Raw genomic sequence first — 22923 nt, 5'->3', positions numbered from 1 at the left:
CGGTAACAAGGAGTCTCGATGAACGTTAACGTGCTGCATCTGACCCTGATCCGGACATCCGGTTACCTGGTGGCCTCCGGGGTTCCGATGACCACGGCCAATTGCCGAGCCTTGCTGGCCATGATTGACCGCCTTCTCTCCGAACTGGAGGCGGCCGGTGTTGCGGGAGAGGAGCTCGAGAACCAACTGCTCCGCATGGCCATGGATCGTCTTCCGTGTGAGTTTCCTTTCCCCGAAAACCAGTCGCCTGAAGTGACACCTGCGCTTTCACGCGGCAGCATCGGGTACGCTGCCCATGGCTGACGTTGCTGTTGAGATGCCAGGGCGGGTCCATCGCTGGCGCCATATCGCCTTTTTTCGCCGCGCCCTGCTGATTGTCTTCGTACTTGGGCAAACGGCGGTGGCCAGCTACTACCTGCTCTGGGTGCTGCCGTATCACGGCGGAACCTGGGTAGAGATTGGCATGACCGCGCTTTTCGCCATTCTCTACGCATGGATTGCCGTTGGCTTCTGGACAGCGGTGTTCGGGTTTTTTCTGCGTCTTACTGGTGGGGACAGGCACGCGCTGTTACGGCGCCACTCGGAGGACGCCCTGGCAGCCACGCCGCTGGCGAAAACTGCCATTGCCCTGCCGATCTACCATGAGCCCGTGCAGTGGACCCTGAGCGGTCTCAGAGCCGTGTACCGGGACATTGAGCGTACCGGGCTGATCGAACACTTCGAGTTCTATATTCTCTCCGACAGTCGCGATCCGGATGTCTGGCTCGAGGAGCAGCGGGTATGGGCGGAGATGGTCAGTGAACTGGGGGCAGAAGGGCGCCTGTTCTATCGGCGACGATCAGTAAATCTCAACTACAAGAGTGGCAATGTTGCGGATTTCCTGCGCCGCTGGGGGCGCCGCTGCCGGTATATGGTGGTGCTGGACGCCGACAGCCTGCTTGCCGGTGACACCATCGTGCGCATGGTGCGGCTGATGGAGCGGGAGCCGGGCGTGGGCATTCTGCAGACCAATCCCACGATCATCAATGCCGAGTCTTTTTTCGCGCGTATCCAGCAGTTTGCCAATCGGTTCTATTCCACCCTGTTCGCCACGGGGCTTGCGGCCATCCAGATGGGCGATGCGGCCTTCTGGGGCCATAACGCCATCCTGAGAATCGAGCCCTTCATGAAACATTGCGGCCTCCCCAAACTTCGCGGGCCCGGAATCTTTGGCGGCCCGATCATGAGCCATGACTTTGTGGAAGCGGCCTTCATGGGAAGGGCCGGGTACGAGGTGTGGCTGGAAACCGGGCTGGGTAACAGCTTTGAGGAGTCGCCGCCCACCCTGGAAGACGAGCTGACGCGCGACTTCCGCTGGGCCAAGGGCAATCTTCAACACCTCTGGGTGATGCTGCGGGAACCGGGCCTGCGGTTTGCCCATCGAATGGCCTTCCTCAACGGCGCCATGGCATACCTGGCTTCGCCGCTGTGGCTTGGGTTTCTGGTGCTGACCACACTCGAAGCTGCGCGCATGACACTGGCGCCGATTGAATATTTTCCCGAGGGCCATCAGGGGCCGTTCCCACTCTGGCCCGAGTGGCGGCCAGGCTGGGCGCTGATCCTGGCCCTGAGTACCTTTGCGCTGCTGTTCCTGCCAAAGTTCCTGGCCCTGCTGGATGCCCTGTGCCACCGCTACGCCCGTGATTTCGGCGGGTTCCTGAAGTTGTTCGGGAGCGTATTGCTGGAAATTGTGATCTCGATTCTGCTGGCGCCGGTAAGAATGTGGGCACACAGCCGGCACGTACTGGTGGCCCTGTTCAGCCTTTCCCTGTCCTGGGCCGGCCAGAACCGTACCGAGGAAACCACCTGGCGCAAAGCGCTGGCGGCCCAGTTCCCTGGAATGCTGGTGGGCGGCTGCTGGTCGGCGTTTGCCTGGAGCCTCGACACCATGTTCTTCCTGTGGTCCCTGCCGGTGGCCATTCCGCTGCTTCTGGCCGCGCCCACGGCGGTTTTTATCAGCCGCAAGGGGCCTGGCGATGCACTCCGGGGGCTCGATCTGTTGCGAGTGCCCGAAGAGAAAGAGCCTCTTAGGCCCATACTCGCCGATGCGCGCAGGTTCCGCCAGGCGAGAGCACCCAGTGAGGTCTGGCGCCCGTTTGAGCAGGCGGTGCTGGATCCTCGGTTGAATCGCCTGCATCAGGCGCTGGCGCGCGATCATCGCAGGGGGCCAAGGCGCAGGCATCTTGAAGCCGCAGTTGTCCGGTGTCTCGTGGACGGACCCTATGCGCTCAACCGCGGCGAACGGAGCGACCTTGCCCGCGACAGGCAATCCCTCGCAGCCTTGCACGAAGGCGCCTGGCGCGCGCCAGACAACAGTTACTGGGGGCAGTGTCTGCGAAGGAAATCACTCCAGGGAAGTGCTGGAACATTGGCGCAACCGGAAAGTGGGGCGACATGAATCTGTTGAGCAGAAGAGACGGAGGAGCCGGAATGGACAAGATCGAAAGGCGACGTGTGTTGAAGGTTCTGGCTGCGCTGGTGGGCAGCAGTGCGGTGCCGCTGGCGCCAACGGTGTTCGGGGCGAGGGTCAAATCGGTTGCCGGCGGCGAGGCCCAGCCTTTCAGTTATGCCTGGCTGAAGGGCCGCGCCCGGGAACTGGCCGGGAAGGAGTACGTTTCTCACAAGGGTGAATTGCCACCGTCTCTGAAAACACTGTCGTGGGACGATTACCAGGCCATTCGCTTTCGCGAGGATCAGGCACTCTGGCGTGACAGTGACAGCGCTTTTCAGGTTCAGCTCTTCCATCTGGGGCTTTATTTTCAGGAACCGGTGAAAATCCATGAAGTGGAGGAAGGGCAGGCCCGCCAGTTGGCCTATCAACCCGACCTTTTCGACTACGAAGGCGTGCAGCCGCTCGGCGACCTCCCGGAAGATCTGGGCTATGCCGGCTTCCGCGTCCACTATCACAACAACTTTTCGCTCGATCTGGCGGCGTTCCTGGGCGCCAGTTACTTTCGTGCGGTGGGCTCTGAAATGCAGTACGGCATGTCGGCCCGCGGGCTTGCCATTGATACCGGCATGAACCGGGAGGAGGAATTTCCCCGGTTCTCGGAGTTCTGGCTCGAAAAACCGGCTCCGGGGAGCCAGGTGATGCGGGTATGGGCCCTGCTGGACTCGCCGAGCGTCACCGGCGCCTATGCCTTTGTGCTGGACCCCGGGCGCAATATGGTGATGGACGTGGATGCTGCACTCTACCCGCGTCGGGAGATTACCCGTGCGGGCATTGCGCCGCTGACCAGCATGTATCAGGTGGGCGAGAACAGCCAGCGCATGGATTACGACTGGCGCCCAGAAATCCACGATTCCGATGGCCTGTCGATGCTCACCGGCGCAGGGGAATGGCTCTGGCGGCCCCTGGTGAATCCGGCCAGCCTGCGCTTCAACAGCTTTCAGGACAACAATCCGGGTGGCTTCGGCCTGTTGCAGCGTGATCGCAACTTCGACCACTACCAGGACGACGGCGTATTCTACGATCGCAGGCCGAGTGTCTGGGTGCAGCCCAAAGGCGACTGGGGCAAGGGCAGTGTGGATCTCGTGGAGATTCCGACGGTGGATGAAACCTTCGACAACATCGTTGCCTTCTGGCATCCCCAGAACCCTATGCAGCCAGGCCAGGAATATCGGTACAGCTATCGCCTCCACTGGGGCGCCGAGCCCCCCGTTCGTCCGAGGGAGCTGGCAACGGTGCAGGCCACGCGCACCGGACTGGGCGGGGTTGTCGGCCAGAAACGCGAGTACTTTTCCTGGCGTTTTGCCGTGGACTTTGCCGGCGGGGCGCTGGAGATGCTGAGCAAAGAGGCGGAGGTAGAGCCCGTGATTAGCGTCAGCCGTGGCGATGTGGAAATCACCTCGGCCCGGCCATTGTCAGCAATCAATGGCTACCGGGCCATGTTCGACCTGGTGCCCGATGACTCGCAGGAGCCCATTAATATCCGCCTTTACCTGCGTCTGGGCGACGAGGCGCTTTCGGAAACCTGGCTTTACCAGTATTCGCCGCCTCCGGCTTCGGAGCGCCGGCTCTACTGAGTGAACCCCCGGATGTTTACAATTCCGGGGTTCGCTTCCTTCGCATTGTTGACAATCCATGGATCCAGGCGTAGATTTGCGCAAAATAACCTGGGTTTTGTTGACAAACTATGCCTGAAATCCTGTCTCCTACCTACACGCGTGCTGACGAAGCCTTCGATTGTCTGCAAACGGCCATCGTAAAGGGCGATCTGGCTCCCGGTGAGAAAATCGGTGAGCTGGAGCTGTGTTCCCGCTTCAACCTTACCCGTGGCCCCCTGAGGGAAGCTCTGGGACGCCTTGAATCCCGGGGCCTTCTGGTGCGGCGACCCCATGCGGGTGTAAAGGTGGTTTCCGTCAGTGCGTCCGAGTTGATGGAGCTGTACCGCATCCGGGAGGTAATGGAGGGCCTTGCCGCGCGCCAGGCGGCCGAGCGCATGACCGATCAGGAGATTGCCGATCTCCAGGCCACCCTCGACAGCCACGAGCGAATGATTGACGAAGCCCAGGGGCAAGCCTACTACCAGGCGGAGGGCGACTACGACTTTCACCATCGCATTGCCACCGGCAGCCGCAACGCCAAGCTGGCCCAGATGCTCCTGGGCGACCTGTATTACATGGTGCGCATGTACCGCTACCGGCTAAGCACCTCCACCGGGCGCCCCCAGCGGGCGCTCGGTGAACACCGCCGTATCGTCGAGGCCATCGCCCAGCGCGACGGTGAGCTCGCCGAATTTCTGATGAAACGCCATATCAACGCCGCTCGACAGAATATCGAGAAAAAGATCCAGGAAGGCGAAATCTCCATTTAAATGAAAGAGGCCAACACCATGACCAGCAAACTCAGCCCGGGCGCCCGTTTCCGTAAGGCGCTGAAAGAGAATCAGCCCCTTCAGATTGTCGGCACCATCAATGCCTACGCCGCGATGATGGCCGAGAAAGTCGGCCACCAGGCCATCTACCTCTCCGGCGGTGGTGTAGCCAACGCCTCCTACGGCCTGCCGGACCTGGGCATGACCACCATGAACGACGTGGTGGAAGACGTTCGCCGGATTACCGCAGCCACCGACGTGCCGCTGCTGGTAGACATCGACACCGGATGGGGTGGCGCTTTCAACATCGCCCGCACCATCCGCGAGATGGAACGTGCCGGCGCTGCCGCTGTCCATATTGAGGATCAGGTTGCCCAGAAGCGCTGTGGTCACCGTCCGAACAAGGAAATTGTCTCCCAGGAGGAAATGGTCGACCGCATCAAGGCCGCCGTCGATGCCCGTGAAGACGACGATTTCTTCATCATGGCCCGTACCGATGCGTTCCAGAAGGAGGGCCTCGAAGCCGCCATCGAACGCGCCAAGGCCTGCATCGACGCCGGCGCCGACGGCATCTTCGCCGAGGCGGTCACCGAACTGGAGCACTACAAGGCGTTTTCAGAAGCCCTGGACGTGCCCATCCTGGCCAACATCACCGAATTTGGTGCCACACCGCTGTACAACCGGAAGGAGCTGGCCGAAGCCGGCGCCGACATGGTCCTGTACCCGCTCAGCGCCTTCCGTGCCATGAACAAGGCGGCCCTGACCGTTTACCAGAACATCCTGGAAAAGGGCGACCAGAAAGACGTGGTAGACCTGATGCAGACCCGCATGGAGCTGTACGATTTTCTGAACTACCACGAGTTCGAGCAGAAGCTGGACGAGCTTTTCAAGCAAAGTAAAGGCTGATCAGGTTTGTTGGATTACGCCCTTGGCTAATCCAACCTACAAAAATTCGGCATCAATGATGTAGGTCGGATTAGGCAAAGCCGTAATCCGACACACCAGACAAGATACAAATGGGGGAACAACCATGGCTGAAGCAAAACAACTGAGCGGCGCGGGCCTTCGTGGCCAGGTGGCCGGCGAAACGGCCCTGTGTACAGTCGGCAAGAGCGGCGCAGGCCTGACCTATCGCGGCTATGACATCGCCGACCTGGCGGAGAAAGCCCAATTCGAGGAAATCGCTTATCTCCTGCTGCGCGGCAAGCTGCCAAACCGCCAGGAGCTGGATGCTTACAAAAAAAAGCTTCAGAGCCTGCGTGGCCTGCCCGCGGCCCTGAAAACCGTACTGGAGCAGATTCCCAAGAACGCCCACCCCATGGACGTGATGCGCACCGGCTGCTCCATGCTGGGCAACCTGGAAACCGAAGAAGACTTCAGCGAGCAGGACGACAAGATCGACCGCATGCTGGCGGTGTTCCCGTCCATCATCACCTACTGGTACCGGTTCGCGCACGAGGGCGTGCGCATTGAAACCGAGAGCGACGTGGATTCCATCGGCGGCCATTTTCTGGAGCTGCTGCACGGCAAGAAGCCCAGCGAGCTGCATGAGCGGGTAATGAACGTCTCACTGATCCTGTACGCGGAGCACGAGTTCAACGCCTCCACCTTTACCGCTCGCGTGTGCGCATCGACGCTGTCTGACATCCACAGCTGCGTGACCGGCGCCATCGGCTCGCTGCGCGGCCCGCTGCATGGTGGTGCCAACGAAGCGGCCATGGCCCTGATCCAGAAGTTCAAGACCCCGGACGAGGCCGAGCAGGGCCTGCTGGGCATGCTGGAGCGCAAGGAAAAGATCATGGGCTTCGGCCACGCGATCTACAAGGAATCCGACCCACGCAACGCCATCATCAAGCAGTGGTCGAAGAAGCTGGCGGAAGAAGTAGGGGACACCGTGCTGTACCCGGTATCCGAGCGCTGCGAGGCAGTGATGTGGCGCGAGAAGAAGCTGTTCTGCAACGCCGACTTCTTCCACGCATCGGCCTATCATTTCATGGGCATCCCCACTGAACTGTTTACGCCCATCTTCGTGATGTCTCGCGTATCCGGCTGGACCGCCCACGTGAAAGAGCAGCGGGCCAACAATCGCATCATCCGCCCGAGCGCCGATTACACCGGCCCGGCGGATTCGAAGTGGGTGCCGATCGACGAGCGCCCGTGAATAAAGCTCCCCTCTCCCCTGGCGGGAGAGGGGCTGGGGGAGAGGGGATGCAAACTCCGAAATGCTCGGTTTCCCCCCTCTCCCTGACCCTCTCCCACCAGGGGAGAGGGGATCAACTCATTCAATTTCCGAGTACCGCCCATGAACACCGACTACCGCAAACCCCTACCGGGCACCGACCTGGATTATTTTGACACCCGCCAGGCCGTGGAGGACATCCAGGCTGGCGCCTATGACAAACTGCCGTACACCTCCAAGATCCTGGCCGAGCAGCTAGTGCGCCGCTGCGATCCGGCCATGCTGACCGATTCCCTGAAACAGCTGATCGAGCGCCGTCGCGACCTGGACTTCCCCTGGTACCCGGCGCGAGTTGTGTGTCACGACATCCTGGGCCAGACCGCGCTGGTGGACCTGGCCGGCCTTCGGGACGCCATCGCCGAGAAGGGCGGTGACCCGGCCAAGGTCAATCCGGTGGTACCCACCCAGCTGATCGTGGACCACTCCCTGGCCGTGGAGCATGCCGGCTTCGAGAAGGACGCGTTCGAGAAGAACCGCCAGATTGAAGACCGCCGTAACGACGACCGCTTCCACTTCATCAACTGGACCAAGACCGCGTTCAAGAACGTGGACGTGATTCCCCCGGGCAACGGCATCATGCACCAGATCAACCTGGAGAAGATGTCGCCGGTGGTGCAGAGCCGTAATGGCGTTGCCTTCCCGGATACCTGCGTGGGCACCGACAGCCACACCCCCATGGTGGACGCCCTGGGCGTTATTTCCGTGGGCGTGGGCGGCCTGGAAGCCGAGAGCGTGATGCTGGGCCGTGCCTCCATGATGCGCCTGCCGGACATCGTGGGCGTTGAGCTCACTGGCAAACTTCGGCCGGGCATTACCGGTACCGACATGGTGCTGGCGATCACCGAGTTCCTGCGCAAGGAGCGCGTGGTGGGCGCCTATCTGGAGTTCTACGGTGAAGGGGCCGACAGCCTCTCCGTGGGCGACCGGGCTACCATCTCGAACATGACACCGGAATACGGTGCCACCGCCGCCATGTTCTACATCGACGGCCAGACCATCGATTACCTGAAGCTGACCGGCCGCGAAGACGATCAGGTGGCTCTGGTTGAGAAGTACGCCAAGGAAACCGGTCTCTGGGCCGACAGCATGAAGAACGCCGAGTACGAGCGCGTGCTGAAGTTTGATCTTTCCAAGGTGACCCGCACCCTGGCGGGCCCCTCCAACCCGCACGCGCACCTGCCCACCGCCGAGCTGGCCGAGCGCGGCATTGCTGGTGAATGGGAACAGGAAGAGGGCAAGATGCCGGACGGCGCCTGCATCATCGCGGCCATCACGAGCTGTACCAACACCAGTAACCCCCGCAACATGGTGGCGGCCGGCCTGATTGCCCGGAACGCCAACAAGCTGGGCCTGACCCGCAAGCCCTGGGTGAAGACCTCCCTGGCGCCGGGCTCCAAGACCGTCAAGATGTACCTGGAAGAGGCCAACCTGCTGCCGGAACTGGAGCAGCTGGGCTTTGGTGTGGTGGCCTTTGCTTGCACCACCTGTAACGGCATGAGCGGTGCACTGGATCCGAAAATTCAGCAGGAGATCATCGACCGGGACCTGTATTCCGTGGCAGTACTCTCGGGTAACCGGAACTTCGATGGCCGCATCCACCCCTACGCCAAGCAGGCGTTCCTCGCGTCACCGCCGCTGGTGGTTGCCTATGCGATTGCGGGCACCATCCGCTTTGATATCGAGAAAGATGCCCTGGGCTACGACAAGGACGGTAACCCCGTTACCCTGAAGGACATCTGGCCGGACGATGCGGAAATCGATGACATCGTGAAATCCAGCGTCAAGCCGGAGCAGTTCCGCAGCACCTACATCCCGATGTTCGACATTACCCGGGATGCCCAGGCCAACACCAACCCGCTTTACGAGTGGCGGCCCCAGAGCACCTACATTCGCCGCCCGCCGTACTGGGAAGGCGCGCTGGCCGGTGAAAAGACCCTCAAGGGTATGCGCCCGCTGGCGGTGTTGCCGGACAACATCACCACGGACCATCTCTCGCCGTCGAACGCGATCCTGATGAACAGCGCGGCCGGTGAATACCTGCACAAGATGGGCGTGCCGGAGGAGGACTTCAACTCCTATGCTACCCACCGGGGCGATCACCTGACTGCCCAGCGGGCCACGTTTGCCAACCCGAAACTGTTCAACGAAATGGTTCGGGACGAGAACGGCAACGTGAAGCAGGGCTCCCTGGCGCGCATCGAGCCGGAAGGCAAGGTAACCCGCATGTGGGAAGCCATCGAGACCTACATGGAGCGCAAGCAGCCGCTGATCATCATTGCCGGCGCCGACTACGGCCAGGGTTCCTCCCGTGACTGGGCCGCCAAGGGCGTGGCGCTGGCCGGCGTGGAAGCCATTGTGGCCGAGGGCTTCGAGCGCATTCACCGCACCAACCTGGTGGGTATGGGCGTGATGCCGCTGCAGTTTGAGGAAGGCACCACCCGCAACACCCTTGCCATCGACGGTACTGAAACCTACGACGTGGAAGGCACACCGGCGCCGCGCGCCGAGCTGACGCTGGTTATCCATCGCAAGAACGGCAGCACCGAGCGGGTGCCCGTGATCTGCCGACTGGATACCGCCGAGGAAGTGTCCATCTACAAGGCCGGTGGTGTGCTGCAACGCTTCGCCCAGGACTTCCTGGAATCCGAGGGGGCCGCATGACACACGCGCCGCAAATCAAAATCCCCGCCACCTACATGCGTGGCGGCACCTCCAAAGGCGTGTTCTTCCGGCTGCAGGATCTGCCGGAAGCCGCCCGGGTGCCGGGCGAAGCCCGCGATAAACTGCTGCTGCGCGTGATTGGCAGCCCGGACCCCTACCAGAAGCAGATCGACGGTATGGGCGGGGCCACCTCCAGCACCAGCAAAACCGTGATCCTGGCGGAACCTACCGTGCCGGATCACGACGTGGACTACCTGTTTGGCCAGGTCTCCATCGACAAGCCGTTCGTGGACTGGAGCGGCAACTGCGGCAACCTCACCGCAGCCGTGGGGGCCTTTGCCATTAATAGCGGCTTCGTGGCCGAAGACCGGATCCCCGAGAACGGCACCTGCACCGTGCGCATCTGGCAGGCCAACATCAAGAAGACCATCGTTGCCCACATTCCCATCACCAACGGCGAAGTGCAGGAAACCGGCGACTTCGAGCTGGACGGCGTGACCTTCCCGGCCGCCGAGGTGCAGGTGGAATTCATGGACCCGGCCGACGGCGAGGGCGCCATGTTCCCCACCGGCAACCTGGTGGACGACCTCGAGGTGCCGGGCATCGGCATCCTGAAAGCCACGATGATCAACGCCGGCATCCCCACCATCTTCGTGAACGCCGAAGACATCGGCTACACAGGCACCGAGCTGCAGGATCACATCAACTCCGATCCCCAGGCCCTGGCCCGGTTCGAAACCATCCGCGCTCACGGTGCGGTGAAAATGGGGCTGATCCAGAACATCGAAGAGGCCGCCAATCGCCAGCACACTCCAAAGGTGGCCTTCGTGGCGAAGCCGTCCGATTACGTATCCTCAAGCGGCAAGCACATCGGCGCCGGAGACGTGGATGTACTGGTGCGGGCGCTGTCCATGGGCAAGCTGCATCACGCCATGATGGGTACGGCTGCGGTGGCCATTGCCACGGCGTCGGCGGTTCCCGGAACCCTGGTGAACCTGGCGGCCGGCGGCGGTGACCGAACCCATGTGACCTTTGGGCATCCCTCCGGCACCTTGCGTGTGGGCGCGGAGGCCAAGCAGGTCGACGGGCAGTGGACGGCAACCAAGGCGATTATGAGCCGGAGTGCCCGGGTGTTGATGGAAGGTTGGGTGAGGGTGCCCCAGTAATCCGGGAGTGTCGGGTTGCTTTACACTTCGCTCTGGAATCCCACATTGCTGTTTTGTAACGCGCTGTTTTCTGGTGACACTGTCGAAGGTGGCACGAAACGCGCGTTATGACCTCGCGATTCCCATTTTCGGGAATTCTGACAAACAGGAATAGTGGGGTCACAACATGAAGTATGGAAAACTAATCGCCGCTGCGGCAACGGCGGGCTTGTTGGCAAGTGGCAGTGCGAATGCCCTGTTGATCACCGTTGAAGCTGGAGGCGTATACAACAGCAGCGTGTCCGGCATTACTGAAATTGATTTCAGCAGTGGGTGTAGTTACGCGGGTGGTTGCTCCGGCAGCTTCGACGTCGTTACTGGCAGCGTAAGTGGCCAGTACGCAGCACCGTTTAACCTGGGCTCTGATAACCCGTACCTGACGGTGCCGGAACCCTACACCAGCGCACTGTCCGCAACTCTGGACCCGGGCGGCAGCTACAATTATTTCGGTCTTTTCTGGGGCTCGATTGATAACTACAACTCAATCAAGTTTTCCAATTCCGTGACCGGAGACGACTGGCTGGTAACGGGGCTGGATCTCCAGACCGTGGATCCCAATATCCTTGTAGAGGGTAACCAGGTAAGCCTGAACGACAACCGGTATGTCAATTTCTTCTTTGGCGCGATGTCTTTCGACACCATTGAACTGATCAGCACCAGCAAGGCGTTCGAGACCGATAATCATGCCTTTGCGCAGGTTCCGGAGCCGGCCACCTTCGCGCTGCTCGGCCTGGGCCTGATGGGTATGGGGCTCAGGGGCCGCAAGCGTAAAGCCTGATTGCTCTATTTGCTCCCAAAGTAAAGAAGCCATTCAGATCCTGTCTGAATGGCTTTTTTGGTGCGCCCGGCACGGGCGCACTCCTGGAGGTGCAAGTCCTCCCGTGAGCTGGCCACAGCGAACGAAGTGAAGCGCAACTGCGGAAGGGTGACCGACCGTGGGGAGGAGAGTTATGGTGATTTCTGGTGTATGGAAGCAGGTTGAAGGGGTGGCGTATCCTGTTGGTTGATCACCGCGACGATCACAACCAACAGAGGAATGATACGCCATGTCCAAGTCTAACCTGCATGCTCTTTCACAACCAGAGGTGACCGACAACGACCCGCTGCACGAGCTGATTCGTCAGGGTGCCCGCGACCTGATCGCACAGGCCGTCGAAACAGAGTTGGATACCTTGTTGAAGCAATACGCGGACGTCAAAACGCCAAATGGCCGTCGTGCTGTAGTGCGTAATGGGCACCTTCCCAAGCGTACGATCCAGACCGGCGTTGGCGACGTCGAAGTCCAGGTTCCCAAGGTCCGGGACCGCAGTGGTTCCGGCATCCGATTCAACAGTCAGTTGCTGCCGCCGTATCTGAAGCGGGCCAAGAGTCTGGAAGAACTGATTCCCTGGCTCTACCTGCGGGGCGTCTCCTCCGGTGACTTCCAGGAGGCCCTGAGCGCGCTGGTCGGCGAGCAAGCCAATGGCCTGTCGGCTAACACGGTCTCCCGGCTCAAGGCGAAGTGGCTTGATGAGCACAAGGACTGGCAGCGCCGGGACCTGAGCCAGAAGCGCTATGTGTACTGGTGGGCCGACGGCGTGTACAGCAACGTCCGCCTGGACGACCGGCTCTGCCTGCTGGTGATCATCGGCGTGACGGAACATGGCCACAAGGAGCTGGTCGCGGTTGAGGATGGCCACCGGGAGTCCGAAGCCAGTTGGCGAGAGCTGCTCTTGGACTTGCGGGAACGTGGCCTGGAGCCCTCACCCAAGCTGGCGGTTGGCGATGGTGCATTGGGCTTCTGGAAGGCCCTGAGCAAGGTGTTCCCGGATACCCGGCACCAGCGGTGCTGGGTTCATAAGACCGCCAACGTGCTGGACAAGCTGCCGAAGTCGGTGCAGCCGAAGGTGAAGTCAGCCTTGCATGAGATCTACCTGGCGGAGACCCGTGACAGCGCCCACAAGGCGTTCGACAGCACCTTGAAGCGGTTCCGGGACAAGTACCCGAAGGCCATGGAAAACCTGGAGAAGGACCGGGATGAGCTGCTGGCCTTCTACGATTTCCCGGCGATTCACTGGATTCACTTGAGGACCACCAATCCCATTGAATCCACCTTCGCCACAGTACGACTGAGAACCAAGCGGAGCCGCTCCTGCGGCAACCGCGACACCACGTTATCGATGGTGTTCAAGTTGCTCCAATCCGCCCAGAAACGCTGGAAGCGGATCAAGGGGTTCAACCAACTGAAGCTGGTCGTGGACAACGTGCAGTTTCAGGATGGAATACCGGTGGAGGATCAATCTGACAGGAGCGCTGCCTGATGGTCATACACCAGATTTGACAATAACTCTTCTGGGCTGTGGCAGGGGCAAAAGATTCAAGATCCTGTTTGTTCGCGTCGATCAGATACTTAACGAAATAGGCTAGCGCTTCGGAATCTTTCGGCGTGAACCCGACAACGCTATCCGGAAAGCAAGCATCGATGCCAAGAATGGCAGTATCAGCGATATTGGCCGCGATAGTTATGCACAGGGTTCCAGCAGGGAACAGACGACTCTGTTCAAGGCCAAACGCACTATAGAACCGAGTAGCTGACGTAATCTCACCAGTGGCGTTTGCCACCTCACCGGTCTGAATGAAGGGGTATTCTTCTCCGAATAGCCTGGGATCATTCCTCGGACGATGTTTTGATTTTCCCCTGGCGAGTTGCCCCACTTCGGAAAGGCGATTAAATGTCCAGGAGTCCGGATAGCCCTCGCCATTGTATGTCGAGTCCCCCCGCCACTCCTCCGTCAACCGCCCACTCACCGCCGCAGCCAGAACGGACTGGCGGAAGCGTTTGAGGATTTGCGGGATGCGTTCGAGGCGGGCTTTGGTGTTCTCCACCTGGGCCAGCAGCGTGTCGAGTTTGTCGGCGATGACTTTTTGTTCGGCGAGGGGGGGGAGCGCTATCTCTTGAGAATATGCATCCTCCCTGTTTAAGCCGGGAATTGCAGTAGCCCTATTCAGCTGATTTAGTGGCAAAAACCGGAGCTGATAAAACCAATAACGAATTGGCTGTCCATGGAAATTATCGACGTAGTATGTAGTGTCGATAGGAAAAAAAGGTTCCTCAGAAACATGTACTTCGCCGAATGAGCCCTTTCTCCCGACAATGAGCCCAGGCCTCAGTACTAGCGGAATACTGTGTTTGCCGACCACGCCATTTGAGCCAAAAACGGGAAACGAAACGCCGTCTCTTACTTTGGCGGGTAGAGATTTACCATAGACAAGTTCGATAACTGACCCGAGGGTCGTGGTGTGCCAGCATTCTGGGGAACAACTGCTGCTCATTGTAGTTCCCTGCCGAAATAATCATCTAACAAAACCCGAGCCCCATCAGCCTCCTCTTCAGCGCCCAACTCCCGCATCAACGCATCCAGTTCACCCAGCGCCTGCACCAGTTCCCCCATCGCCTCACCCGCCAACACACTCGGCTCCGGCAGATTGGCCGCATCCACACTGTCGCTGTCCTTCAGCCAGGCAATATCCAGCGAGTCGCCCTTGTGCTCGGCAATCCACTGGCGGCTGAAGCGGCGCCAGCGGCTGTGGGCCAGGCGGGGGTCGATGCCTTCGTTTTCGTCGCTGTGTTCGGGCAGTTCGATGGTTTCGGAGTGGAAGCTGTATTCGCCTTCTTTTCGGTTGGTTGGGTGGGCGATGGGTTTCTCACCCTCTCCCCCGGCCCCTCTCCCGTCGAGGGAGAGGGGGGCATAGACGGCTTCGAAGGGTTTCAGGTGCTGGTCGCCGAAAGGGGTGCGTTTGCCGAAGCTGGGCATGTTGGTGCGCAGGTCGTAGACCCAGACGTGTTCGGTGCAGTTCTCTTCCTGGTACTTGTCCGCCGCGCTGCCTTTGGTAAAGAACAGCACATTCGTCTTCACGCCCTGGGCGTAGAAGATGCCGGTGGGCAGGCGCAGGATGGTGTGCAGATTGCACTTGTTCATCAGGTCCCGGCGCACGTCGGTGCCCACACCGGCTTCGAACAGCACGTTATCCGGCAACACCACGGCGGCGCGGCCACCGGGTTTGAGGTTGCGGTAGATGTGCTGCAGGAAGGCGAGCTGTTTGTTGCTGGTTTTGTAGGTCAGGTCGTCCCGGGTGATGCTGGCGTCGCCGCCCTTGCTGGTGCCGAAGGGCGGGTTGGCGAGGATCACATCGGCCTTTTCCAGCCCGGCGCCGGTCTGGCCCAGGGCGTTGCCCAGGTGCACCACGCCTTCGGCGTCCCCTTCCATGCCGTGGAGCAGGCAGTTCATCAGGGCCAGGCGGCGGGTGCCGGGCACCAGTTCGATGCCCACGTAGGCCTGGGTAGTCTGGAAGGTTTTGTCTTTGTCGCTCAGTTCGTACAGGTCGTCGGTCTGGCTTTTGATGTATTCATGAGCGGCAATCAGAAAGCCCGCCGTGCCCGCTGCCGGATCCTGAATATGTTCGCCAGGTTGGGGTTTCAGGCAGCGCACCATGGCGTTGATCAGGGCGCGGGGCGTGAAGTACTGGCCGGCGCCGGACTTGGTTTCGTTGGCGTTCTTCTCCAGCAGGCCTTCGTACAGGTCGCCCAGGCCGTCTTTCTGGGCGCTGAACCAGTCGATCTGGTCCAGGGTTTTGATCATCTGCTCCAGGTGGCGAGGCTCCCGCAGGCGGGTCTGGGCATCGGCGTAGATGGCGCTGATCAGCGGGTCGTCGTGCACGCGATTGCCCTCGCCGTCCCGCCCGGTGGACAGGCTGAGCAGAATGCGTTTGTAGTCGTTCAGCAGGTTGATGCCGGATTTGCTGTTCAGGTCGCTCCAGCGGCAGCCCTCCGGCAGCGGGTGTTTTTTCAGGGTGCCGGCCTCGGTGTTTTCGTGGACCATTTTGATGAACAGCAACAGCACCAGTTCGGTGACGTAGTCCGAGTAGTTGATGCCGTCGTCCCGCAGAACGTCGCAGAGGTTCCAGAGTTTCTGGACGATGTCGTTGTTGGTCATGGGTACGTTCAGCCGTTGTTGGTGGTGGGGAAAATTTCTCTTCCCTCACAGATGTTAAGAAGTTGTGGGAAGGCGTAGATGGAAGGTCTGCGGCCTTGCCCCTCTTGCAGGATAATCAGCGGGCCATCGTCTTTTACCAGTTGGCGTAGCAAACCGTGGAGTGTTTGCCGGTGGATACCTGTCCATTTGGCAAAATCACTGGTACTGAAAATGGGCCGGTCAAAAATTCCGTCCAGAAGAAGAGGTGTGTGCTGGGAATGAGTTGTTTCCCGAATCCACGTCTTGGTGTCTTCGTAAAGTGCCATGATTTGTCGAACCCGCCGAAGGTTAACCTCTGCCTGCTGGACGATGGCTCCGAGGAAGAACTTGATCCACCCGGTCCAGTCCCCTTGTTGAGAAATGGCGGACAGCCGCTGGTAGTACTCTTCTCTGTGAGATTCCAAATAGTCAGAGAGGTAGAACATCGGGCTTGAGAGCCGCTTTTTCGAGTACAGGAAAAGCGGAATCAATAGCCTGCCAATACGACCGTTACCATCTTTGAATGGATGCAGTAATTCGAACTGCGCATGAACAATTGCGGTCTGTGCCAACACGTCAAAATCGTCCACCTGCAGGTACTGTTCCCAATGCTCCAGATAATTCGGCAGCTGCAGTGGGTTGGGTGGCACAAAAGTCGCCTGCTCAATGGCACATCCGGCACGTCCTATCCAGTTCTGTTCCTTTCTGAATTGGCCAGGGGATTTGTGTTGCCCCCGAACACTGTCCAGCAAAATGCTGTGAAGCTGCAGCAGCAAGCTCAATGTTATTGGTCTGCCATCCCTCAGGTGATCCTGGGAAAGGAGTAATGCCTTGCGATAATTGAGTATTTCGTTGATGTCTTCGTTCTTGCGGTCATCGAACTTTTGTCCGGCTTCTCGCTCCAGAACCTCCTCAACGGTTGCCTGTGTTCCCTCTATTTTGGAGGAAAGCACAGCTTCCTGCTGGGTAAGGGGGGAGAGCATAACTGCCGGATTTACAATGCCTTGCAGGAGGCCACTGTACTCAGCCAGCTTTGAATTGGCTTCCCCAACCAGTGTGATGATCTGGACGTAATCCAGTTTTTTGAGAGGCAGTGTGTCAGGGATATAGGGTTCCAAGGGGCAAGCATCCTTTTGTATGAAATTTCCGATTATCCAATACGCAAATCAATTTGTGTCGAATCTACCATACAAAAACCTCTTTGTGTATTGAGATTATGGAAGTGCCATACACAAACCTTTTACTGTACTAGCGGTCATACATAAGGATGCTTGTGTATGATCTGTTAAAAAATATCGGATACAAGTCGGACCAATGTCGATGCTGTAAACATAGTTTGATCAAGCACTCCGCTCCGGCCACATTGCCTCGTTCAACTCCTCCAGCACCGTATCCAGCTGCGCCCCCAGTACCTTGTCCATCTGCTTTGCACCGCCATCATCGGCAAAGCGGTGGTTCACAAACGCCCGGTCGATGATCACTTCGTGCACCAGTTGCTTGGCCAGGCGTTCGAGCCATTTGCGCTGGTTCGGGGTCCAGTTGTGCTGGGTGAGGATGCGGTCCATGGCGTTGGCGACACGCTGCTCGAAGGGAATCAGCGGCTCGCCCAGGGCGGCGCGACGAATGTAGCCGATGATGCTGGCGGCGATGTCCTTGTTGGTCTGGTTGCGCACGGCACTTTGCAGGCGGGCTTCGGAGTAGCCGTGGTTGTCCAGCAGCAGCTTTACTTCTCTCAGCTGTTCCCGGGTGAGGTCCCGGGGTTTGTTGACCACCACCGCCAGGGCGGCAGACTGGTTGAGCTGTTGTTTGATGAACTCGTTGAAGCTGTCCAGGTAGTCTTCGGGCTTGCTGTGCACGCCGTAGGTCTGGGTGCGCTCCTGGATCTGGTCGTCGTGGTCGGAGATCAGCGGCATGTACTCGCTGCCGACCAGCGCCTTCACCTCCGCCAGCTGGTTCAGCAGCCCGCTGTGCTGTTTGATGAATTCGGACGCCTGCCGTGGGCCGAGTTTATGCAGGTGGGTATGCAGGGATTTCGGCTCCACGCCCCAGCTTCGCTGCAGTTCGTTCAGTTTCTGTTTCAGCTCCGGGCGGTTCTCGGCTTTGTTGTCGGCTTTGCGCAGCACCCGCATGAGTTTCTGGCTGAGCTGGCTGAGTACCACATCGGCGTGGCTTTCGTTCGGGGTGTCGCCGGGGCTTGCGAGGGCCTTTTCCAACTGCTCGTTGTCGGTGAGTTCGCCCACCAGTTGCTCCAGGGTGATGTTGGGGTCTTTCACCAGGGGCTTCATGGTGTTCACATCCTGCAGCGCGGCATAGATGTCCACCGGATCGTAGATGCGGAACACGGTTTTGCCGATCTCGTCGCAGCGGCGGGTGGCGCGGCCGATCATCTGCTCGTAAAGAATGCGTGAGCGCACCCGGCGCATGAACACCAGGTTAGAGATTCTGGGAACATCAATGCCGGTGGTGAGCAGATCCACGGTGATGGCGATGTTGGGGTAGCGTTCGTTCTTGTAGCGGCGGATGAGCTGCGCCACCTTGTCGCTCTGGCCGGTGATCTTGGCCACGGCGGCTTCGTTGTACTGGCCGTTGTAGAGATCCTTGAAGGCTTTATCGAGCTGGCTTTTCACCATATCCGCGTGCAGGTCGGTGGCGCAGAAGATCATGGTTTTCTCGTCGCCGAATGGGTCCAGCTCCTGCACCAGCTGTTCGCAGATCACTCGGTTGAAGTTCTCGTTGATCACCCGGCGGTTGAAGGTGTCCACTTCAAAGGTGAGTTCGTCTTCCAGCTCGGTGGTGTCCACTTCCCCGGTCTGGGTGTTGATCACTTCGACCGGTTTTCCCTTCTCGAAGGTGATGCCGTTTTTGGTGAGCAGGGTTTCGTAGCGGATGGGCGGTTCGTGGTCGATCAGCCAGTCATCCGCCACGGCTTCCCGGTAGGAGTAGGTGTACACCGGTTTGCCGAAGATCTCGCTGGTGTGCTTGGCCGGGGTGGCGGTGAGGCCGATCTTCACCGCATCGAAATAGTCCAGCACGCGGCGGTAGCTGGACAGGTACTGGCTGGTGTCCCGCAGGGCCAGTTCGCCTTCGGTCATTTCCTGGTCCAGGGTGTAGCCGCGGTGGGCTTCGTCGATGATGATGCAGTCGAACTGGTCGACGGGCGGCCGGTTGTCGCTCATGAAGATGCGTTTGACCATGGCCTGCACGGTGGCCACCTGAATGCGGGTTTCCGCTTCGGCGGCCATGTCGCCCAGCTCGGCGACGTTGTAGATCTTGCTGAGGGTGTGGTTCTGCTCCAGCGGCGCTTCGTTGAAGGCGTCGATGGCTTGCTGGCCCAGGGCGGTGCGGTCTACCAGAAACAGGATGCGGTGAAAGCGCTCGGCTTTCAGAAACCGGTACATCAAGCCGATGATGGTGCGGGTTTTCCCGGTGCCGGTGGCCATGGCCAGCAGGGCGGTGCGAACGCCTCGGGCCAGAGCGTGTTCGGTGGCGACAATGGCCTGCTGCTGGTAATCCCGCAGTTTCAGGTAGCCGAAAGGCTCTTCCTTTAGCAGCTTCTCGGCGTTTTCCTTATCCCGTTCCAGCAAGTCCAGCAGGCCGCCGGGGGTGTGGAACTGTGGCAGTGCGCGGCGCAAGTTGCTGGGCTCGCGGACATCCCGGAACCAGGTGCCGGACTGCTCCGCCAGTTGTGGAACGTAGGGCCGGCCGTTGCAGGAATACACGAAGGGCACGTGGTAGTGGCCGCTTTCGTCGGCGGGCCAGGCAATGGTGCGCCCCATCAGTTCCCAGGCGCCGACCAGTGGCGCTTCCACTTTCAGGCCCTTGCTGTAACGCTCGGCCTGGCGGATTTTGCCGGCCACGTTGGTGTTTTCTTTCTTGGCTTCCACCACGGCGATGGGTGTCAGCCCGACAAACAGCACGTAATCGGCCCGGCCCTTCTCACCGTTATGGTTGGTGGGCCATTCGGCAATCGCGCGGTAGGTGCCTTTCTCCGGGCGGGCGCCTTTCTGGAAGGTGAGGTCCTGGCTGTCCGCTTCCCAACCGGCTTCCTGCAATTGCTGGTCGATGAGAATGCGGGTGAGTTCTTCGTTCAGGACCAGGGTGTCGGTGGCGGCTTTGGTCTGTTTGGCCACCTGCTGGCGCTGCTGATTGACGGTTTGCTCGCCCTGTCCGGTGAGCTGCTGTTGCAGGGCTTTGATCTTCTGCTCATAGGCCTGTTGCTGTTGGCTCAGGGCCTGTTCGTGCTGGCGGGCCTGCTCGGCAAGTGCCCGGGATTCTTCGTCCATGGCCACGGCCAGGGCTTCGTACTCGGACTTCTCTTTCTCGATCAGTTGGCTGAGCTGCTGGCTGTCGTCCAGCGCCATATTGGCGTGTTGCAGATCGTGGCGCAGCTTTTCGATGTCGCTCTGGAGCTGGCGTAACTGGGCGCTGGGGTCCACGGGCGGTACGAAGGGGCCGGGTTTAAAGTTGGCGCCAGCCTTGCTGAAGGAACGGTGAAACCAGATGGCCAGGGCGCGCGCCACCTTCAGGCCGTCCATCGCCTCTTTGTGCTGTGTGCGGAACTGGTGAGTGGCCTTGTTGCCTTCAATCCGCAGGATATGGAACAACTCTCTGATCTGCGGTTCCAGCCGCAATTCCCGGTTCAGGCGGTAAAGCAGTTCGGACTGACTGGTCTGGTCGTCAAACTCGATGCCGGAGAGCGCGGCCAGGTGCTGGGCCAGGGCTTCGCCAAGCTGGCGGAGTTTGATCAGGGTGGTGTTGGGGTCACTGGCGAAGGCACGCTCGGCGGATTCGGCCAGTTCCACGAACAGGGCGTCGTGTTCTGACAGAAATGAGAAGTTGCCGGATGCGAATTCCGTTGCCTTGTTCAATGTATCCCTCCAAAACAGCCGTACTGCTGAACATTAGCAGACTTGTGGAAGCGACAGAAACGCGCCACGGCGTCCGACAGGCATCGGCTCTTCAGGAATCTACCATCGAATCCCGCATGCCGCGGTGCTCGCGAGTGCGCCGAACACGGTGGCTTTCCGCGTAACGGGTGATGAGTTGTCGCAATGCGTCCATCCTGAGTGGCTTGGTGCAATAGTCATCCACCCCGGCTTCAAGGCACTGAAGCCGATAGCTTTCACTGGCGTTGGCAGTAACCGCGATGATGGGCGTATCCAGATTGGCTGGGGCTTTCAATCTGATCTCACGGGTTGCTTCAATACCGTCCATGACGGGCATCTGGCAATCCATGATAATCATGTCCCAGGGTTCATTGATGGCCGCTTGTACGGCTTCGACGCCATTCTGAACCCCTTCTGAAACCACCCCCATGTGCTCCAGTTGTTTGCGAAGAATCATCCGGTTGCCAGCGTCGTCTTCCACCACAAGAACTCTGGGCACATGATTCACGGCCCCAAGGCTTAACAGGTCTGGATCATGGAATTCTGACTGGTGAACGTCGCCATAGGGCACTGTGACTTCCAACGTAGTGCCCTTATCGGATGTCTCCAGGACTCTCATCTGGCCGCCAAGGGCATTGGCCAGAGAGCTGGCAAGCGGTAAACCAAGGCCCACACCGCCATAACGTCGGGTGAGACCCGCCTCACCCTGTTTGAACGCCTGGAACACTTTTTCTCTCTGGGAGTCCGGGATGCCCGGCCCCGTGTCTGACACCAGAATCCGCAAAACCGAATCGTCCGCAAGTCGGCTTGCCTGAACCAGTACCTCTCCTCCGGCAGGCGTGAACTTCACAGCATTGTCGATGAGCTGATAAAGCACCTTCTCCAGCATCAGTCCATCCATGAAGACCTTCCCAGGCACCGAGTCATCCACGCCGAAGGCCAGCGCAAGCGGTTTCGCTCTTGCGGCTTCCCGGAACTCGTACTCAAGAAGATCAAACAGGGATTGAGGCTCGAAGACCTGGGGCGAGCTGAGCAGGTTCTCGTCCTGGGCATCCACAAAGTCCAGAATGCCGCCGACCTGTCGGGTCATGCGCAGATTGGCGTACTCGATCAGACGGAATGCGTCGTTCTGCTCCCGGTTTAGCGGTGCTTCCCGAAGCAGATCCAGCTGGCCCTGAATGGTGTGTAGAGGTGTGCGCAGTTCGTGGCTGACCGCATTCAGGAAATCATCTTTTATCCGGTTACTGCGCTCGAGGGCTTTACGGGCTTTTTCACTGACTTCGATCTGCTGGGCCTGCAGCGTGTCCCGCTCATCGCGGAGGATTTTAATGCGAGATGCCAGGGCCAGGGAGAACAGGGCCATTTCCCATGACATGGCGCCGGGGATGTAGTACATCACCCATTGGCCACCTTTAATAACACCCAGCGATTCTAAAGCCGTTACATTTTGAGCGACGATCAGTGGAATCCAGCCAATGAGAAAATACAGAGCGGGTTGATACTTTCTCTTTGCCTGAATGAAAGCGAAAGGAAGGAATGAAAGGTATGCAGCCACCCCAATTGTTGCGCCAAGGAACGCAACAGTCTTGAATGACAAAAAAGGCATTGCAATCAAGAGGCCCAGATAGATGAGCGACAGCAAGCCGTACATCTGATTAACCCATGGAGCGAGCGCACCCAGTTGAAGAATTCTTGAGACGAATTGGATAGTAATAAGGGGAGTGAGGATCAAAAGAGCTTTAAACCAATTAAAGTGTTCCTCACTGATTCCCAGATAGGCTTGCAGGTTTGTCAGGCTCGAAGAGTAGATGAAAACAAGCGATGCGATTGCTACGTAGAAAAGGTAGATGGGGTCTCTGATACTGAAAAACAGGAAAAGGTTATAAATCGTTAGTGCAAAGATAATTGACGCCAAACTAACGCTGAGTGCGGTATGAAAAACCGCCTCGCTGAACAGGGCGGTTTGATCAAGAATTTTAACGGGCGTACTGATAGGGAGTTATGGTGATTTCTGGTGTATGGAAGCAGGTTGAAGGGGTGGCGTATCCTGTTGGTTGATCACCGCGACGATCACAACCAACAGAG

Annotated in this window: 15 protein-coding genes; 10 read left to right on the top strand and 5 right to left on the bottom strand. The window is 59.3% G+C overall.

Annotated features, from left to right (window positions below; translation table 11 throughout):
* Positions 1-18: 18 nt before the first annotated feature.
* The 10 genes from ACFC20_RS03450 to ACFC20_RS03405 all read left to right on the top strand — a co-directional run bounded on the left by ACFC20_RS03450 (position 19) and on the right by ACFC20_RS03405 (position 13261).
* On the top strand, positions 19-303 hold the full coding sequence (locus tag ACFC20_RS03450; protein ID WP_375191778.1) for a hypothetical protein: 285 nt from the start codon (positions 19-21) through the stop codon (positions 301-303).
* Positions 296-2437: a glucans biosynthesis glucosyltransferase MdoH gene (gene mdoH, locus ACFC20_RS03445; protein WP_375191777.1), complete on the top strand. Its 2142-nt coding sequence runs from the start codon at positions 296-298 to the stop codon at positions 2435-2437. Before ACFC20_RS03450 ends, mdoH begins: the two co-directional genes overlap by 8 nt.
* A gap of 32 nt (positions 2438-2469) precedes the next feature.
* Positions 2470-4065, top strand: coding sequence for a glucan biosynthesis protein (locus ACFC20_RS03440; protein ID WP_375191776.1), 1596 nt, complete (start codon positions 2470-2472; stop codon positions 4063-4065).
* A 110-nt stretch (positions 4066-4175) separates the two neighbouring features.
* Entirely contained in the window at positions 4176-4856 is a 681-nt protein-coding gene (locus tag ACFC20_RS03435) for a GntR family transcriptional regulator (RefSeq protein ID WP_091985734.1), read from the top strand.
* Between the two features lie 18 nt (positions 4857-4874).
* A complete protein-coding gene (gene prpB / locus ACFC20_RS03430; protein ID WP_375191775.1) occupies positions 4875-5762 on the top strand; it encodes a methylisocitrate lyase in 888 nt (295 codons plus the stop codon).
* Between the two features lie 124 nt (positions 5763-5886).
* Positions 5887-7017, top strand: coding sequence for a 2-methylcitrate synthase (prpC, locus tag ACFC20_RS03425; RefSeq protein WP_375191774.1), 1131 nt, complete (start codon positions 5887-5889; stop codon positions 7015-7017).
* Between the two features lie 141 nt (positions 7018-7158).
* A complete protein-coding gene (gene acnD, locus ACFC20_RS03420) occupies positions 7159-9756 on the top strand; it encodes a Fe/S-dependent 2-methylisocitrate dehydratase AcnD (protein ID WP_375191773.1) in 2598 nt (865 codons plus the stop codon).
* The gene (gene prpF, locus ACFC20_RS03415; RefSeq protein ID WP_375191772.1) at positions 9753-10922 is read left to right on the top strand and encodes a 2-methylaconitate cis-trans isomerase PrpF; all 1170 of its coding nucleotides are present in this window, start codon (positions 9753-9755) and stop codon (positions 10920-10922) included. The genes acnD and prpF overlap by 4 nt, the downstream gene beginning before the upstream one ends.
* Before the next feature lie 166 nt (positions 10923-11088).
* A complete protein-coding gene (locus tag ACFC20_RS03410; RefSeq protein WP_375191771.1) occupies positions 11089-11739 on the top strand; it encodes a PEP-CTERM sorting domain-containing protein in 651 nt (216 codons plus the stop codon).
* 268 nt (positions 11740-12007) lie between these two features.
* Positions 12008-13261 carry an IS256 family transposase gene (locus tag ACFC20_RS03405; RefSeq protein ID WP_375191770.1) on the top strand — a complete coding sequence of 418 codons (1254 nt, stop codon included), beginning with the start codon at positions 12008-12010 and terminating at the stop codon, positions 13259-13261.
* Here ACFC20_RS03405 and ACFC20_RS03400 read toward each other — a convergent pair.
* From ACFC20_RS03400 to ACFC20_RS03380, 5 genes are all read right to left on the bottom strand, one after another.
* Positions 13176-14273, bottom strand: a complete 1098-nt coding sequence (locus ACFC20_RS03400; protein ID WP_375191769.1) for a restriction endonuclease subunit S — start codon at positions 14271-14273, stop codon at positions 13176-13178. The genes ACFC20_RS03405 and ACFC20_RS03400 overlap by 86 nt on opposite strands.
* Positions 14270-15934, bottom strand: coding sequence for an N-6 DNA methylase (locus ACFC20_RS03395; RefSeq protein WP_375191768.1), 1665 nt, complete (start codon positions 15932-15934; stop codon positions 14270-14272). The genes ACFC20_RS03400 and ACFC20_RS03395 overlap by 4 nt, the downstream gene beginning before the upstream one ends.
* An 8-nt stretch (positions 15935-15942) precedes the next feature.
* Positions 15943-17070, bottom strand: coding sequence for a Fic family protein (locus ACFC20_RS03390; RefSeq protein WP_375191767.1), 1128 nt, complete (start codon positions 17068-17070; stop codon positions 15943-15945).
* Between the two features lie 222 nt (positions 17071-17292).
* Positions 17293-20820, bottom strand: a complete 3528-nt coding sequence (gene hsdR, locus ACFC20_RS03385; RefSeq protein ID WP_375191766.1) for a type I restriction-modification system endonuclease — start codon at positions 20818-20820, stop codon at positions 17293-17295.
* A gap of 91 nt (positions 20821-20911) precedes the next feature.
* Positions 20912-22753: a response regulator gene (locus tag ACFC20_RS03380; RefSeq protein ID WP_375191765.1), complete on the bottom strand. Its 1842-nt coding sequence runs from the start codon at positions 22751-22753 to the stop codon at positions 20912-20914.
* Positions 22754-22923 lie beyond the last annotated feature (170 nt).

The sequence above is a fragment of the Marinobacter sp. genome (genome assembly GCF_041984545.1).
Taxonomy (GTDB): Bacteria; Pseudomonadota; Gammaproteobacteria; order Pseudomonadales; family Oleiphilaceae; genus Marinobacter.
Note: the sequence above shows the minus strand (reverse complement) of the source record. Positions and strands in the feature narration are given on the sequence as shown.